3 protein-coding genes are annotated in these 3,163 nt (G+C 57.2%); all 3 read left to right on the forward strand.

Features of this window, described 5'->3' with window-relative positions; genetic code table 11:
* The first annotated feature begins 1,294 nt into the window (after positions 1-1,294).
* The 3 genes from E4Q23_RS22775 to E4Q23_RS22785 are packed head-to-tail and all read left to right on the forward strand — an operon-like array spanning position 1,295 to position 3,032.
* Entirely contained in the window at positions 1,295-1,933 is a 639-nt protein-coding gene (locus E4Q23_RS22775; RefSeq protein ID WP_248595660.1) for an AAA family ATPase, read from the forward strand.
* 47 nt (positions 1,934-1,980) lie between these two features.
* A complete protein-coding gene (locus E4Q23_RS22780; RefSeq protein WP_169068699.1) occupies positions 1,981-2,256 on the forward strand; it encodes a ribbon-helix-helix domain-containing protein in 276 nt (91 codons plus the stop codon).
* 29 nt (positions 2,257-2,285) lie between these two features.
* Positions 2,286-3,032, forward strand: coding sequence for a hypothetical protein (locus E4Q23_RS22785; RefSeq protein WP_169068700.1), 747 nt, complete (start codon positions 2,286-2,288; stop codon positions 3,030-3,032).
* Positions 3,033-3,163: the final 131 nt, after the last annotated feature.

Genomic DNA, 3,163 nt, shown 5'->3' on the forward strand with positions numbered 1-3,163 from the left:
TGCTTGGCCAAATGATCGCAGAAGGTATTACCAAACACCTTCGTGCAAGGAAGTCAGGTCACCACCGGCCACCTGCATCCAGTTGGCGAAGCGACCGCCCCAAGGAGAAGATGCCGGATGGCGTCTTTGCAATAACCCCGTTTCACCAACCAGTCAGTGAAAGGGTCTAGATAGGGACCGACAGGTCCCGCATAATACCCCGCGCGCGTTGCCGGGCGCGTGAAATAGGTCGTAAGCATACTGTCCTCCTTTGGCTAACCAACCGTTCAAGGACGACAGTAATATGCCGAGAAAACCGGCAAAAGAAACCGCTGCAACCACCTGATTTCAAGGCAAATGCTGCCGCCCTAGGAAAGAATACTCCTCATATTCCTGGACTCTGCATATCGCCGAATATGCGGTGCACTACATATTCGGCGGTTCCGGCTTACAACCCCGATTGCACGTGTCCTGCACAGCGCTCGTGACCTGGGGACAGCGTTTCACCAGTGACATTGCGGTGCCGGACGGCGGTAGCCGTTCGCTGGAGGGCCGTTTCACCGTATTCTGCTTTTCAATGATGGCCTGCAATGCAGCGTGGAGGAGAGGCAACGATGCGCGTTCGCTGGGAGACAAGTACCAGGTACTACGAGGTCCGCCTGATGCGTGACCTGCTTCAGGATTGGGTGCTCGTCGTTTCCAGGGGCGGGAAGACCAATCGTCTTGGTGCGCTCCGGACTCTTTTCGTATCAAGCGAAGAGGAAGGCATGAAGATGATCGAGACCGTGGAGAAGGTCCGAACTCGCCGCGGATACGTTCGGGTGCCTGTTTAGCTGTTGCCCCTACGCGTGAGCGCAAGCCTTGCCACTTCGTCTTCCGCCCCGGCGGCCGTGCGATCCCAGTGGTCCACACAAATCGTGGTCAATCCCTGTTTGTGCGCCCAACAGTCGAACCATCGGGTCTTTTAAATGGACATGCCGCGTCCCCAGGTTCGTTTCATGGCACTAAGTGCTATGTATGGGCAAGCTCAAAACCATGACAGATAAAACATCAGGGCGTCCACGCGCGCGCTGCGCGCACCAGTCCTGAAGTCCAGGCCTTCGACAACGATTCTCATGACGCAAAAGCCAGGCAGCGGCGTCAGCTTCGCTCACGCTGGGTGGCGGGGCATGGCTGCGCCCCGCCTCGCCAGAAAAAATTTCGGTTTGCCCGCTTTGGCGCTATATTGTTAACGTGATAGCACTACAGCAAACGACCACGAACGCATGCGAGCAGGCTATCATGATACCAATCTATCTTATAAGGAAGTCGTGCCATGAAGACCCTAGCCATCCTTGCTCAGAAAGGCGGCAGCGGCAAAAGCACGATTGCCGTGCATCTCGCTGCCTACGCACGGACGCAGAACATCCATCCTGCCCTGATCGACCTCGACCCACAGGGCAGCGCTTACGATTGGAACCAAGGCCGGGCCGAAAATGACCCCAACAGCCCGAAACTCGATTTCGTGCGGGCGAGAGAAAGCGACCTGCCGAGGGAGAAGAAGAAGGCAGAGGACAACGGGGTGCAACTGCTCATCATCGACACCGCGCCTCACTCAAATCGTGACGCCGCCCAAGCGGCGAAGCTGGCCGACTTCGTTTTAATGCCCTGCCGCCCTGCCCGCTTTGACCTCAAAGCCCTGATTTCAACGGCGGACATCGCCAGGCTATCCAACACCGCCGCCGCCGTAGTCATCAATCATGCGCAACCCAATTCCAACAAGGCGGACGAAGCCAAAGCGGTTATCCAAGGACAAGGCATCAACGTGTTGCCCCCCGTTCTGCACCGGCGCGCCGCGTTCGAGTCTGCCCTGACCGGTTGCCGCGCCGTACATGAATACGAGCCGGACGGTAAGGCTGCACAGGAAATAGCGGAGCTTTTCGCTTGCATCAAACAAGGCTTGAAGCTATCGTGATAGCACGCAAACACGCAAACATCCTTACATGATAGGAGACTAGCACCATGACAAGAGCTAAGTCCGCCAACGACCTCGCCTCGATCTTCTCGCCGCCCGCTCCATCACCGGCAGGAGTCGCGGAACCGACCGCAGCAGCGAGCCCGTCGCGTGTTCGCACGGCATCGCGTGAAGGCAAGCGCGGCAAGCTGGTTTATTTGACCGAGGCAGCGGAGAAGCAGCTAAGTTACATGGGGCTTGAACAGGACAAAACGCAGCAAGCTCTGATGATCGAGGCGGTTAATCTGTTGTTTGCTCACTATGGCCGCGACCAAATCGCTTGAGCAGGGAAGGGAAGGGGAGTGCGGCATGATTGAAGAAAGCACAGCCAAAAAAAAAAGCCGTCCGCAGACCCAAGGCATTCAAGCCGATCCCCGTGGACGCTTTCGAGAACCAGCAACTCAGTCTGTTTCAAGACTTTCTCGCCAACACCGACAACGAACGCGCCACGCTCTCCAATGCGGTCGATCTCTGGGACAGCATCCCGCGCTATGCGCTATCCCGCAAGAACCAGGACGAAGTACGCCTCCCTGGGGGGTATCTGCCTATCCGCAAGGTGGCCTTCCACTATCGCGGCATTCCCCTCACCGCAGTCGTCCGCCCCGCCCGTATTGAAGTGCGCGACGAGGCTGGAAACCCGACGGAGGAGACGATTGAATATTACCCAAGTGCCCGCGAAGAGCTGATAGAACACGCTTTGCGTCGCCTCGCCGCAGCACCCCCAGCAGGCTTCTATGACCAGCCAGATCGGCGCAGCGGCTTGATTTTCACGCTTCATCGGTTGCGGCAGGAGCTGGCCAGTCAAGGCCACGCCATGACCTACAGGGACTTGGCCGAAGGAATGGATGTGCTGTCGTTAGGGGCCATTGACCTTGAAACCAGCGACCCCGCCGATCCTCTCGGCGTTCGGCACTTTGCCCGCTCAACTTATTTTCCAAAGCTGATAGGGGTAAAGCGCGACGACCTGGAGAAGAATCCAGAAGCCAAATGGTATGTGGAGTTTCACCCGTTCGTCACGGAAAGCATCGATAAGGTCTATCGCATTCGATACCGTCGCTGATGAAATGCCGTACCCAACTCGCTCGCTGGCTCATTAGCCAGCTCGTGCTGAAATACACTGCAGCGGCTATCACCAACAGCCTTTGAGTATGCGATTTCAGTCACGATCAAGCGCGACAGCGGACTTGCTGG

Origin of the sequence: Candidatus Accumulibacter phosphatis (genome assembly GCF_012939955.1) — a bacterium.
In the GTDB taxonomy this organism is placed as follows: Bacteria; Pseudomonadota; Gammaproteobacteria; order Burkholderiales; family Rhodocyclaceae; genus Accumulibacter; species Accumulibacter delftensis.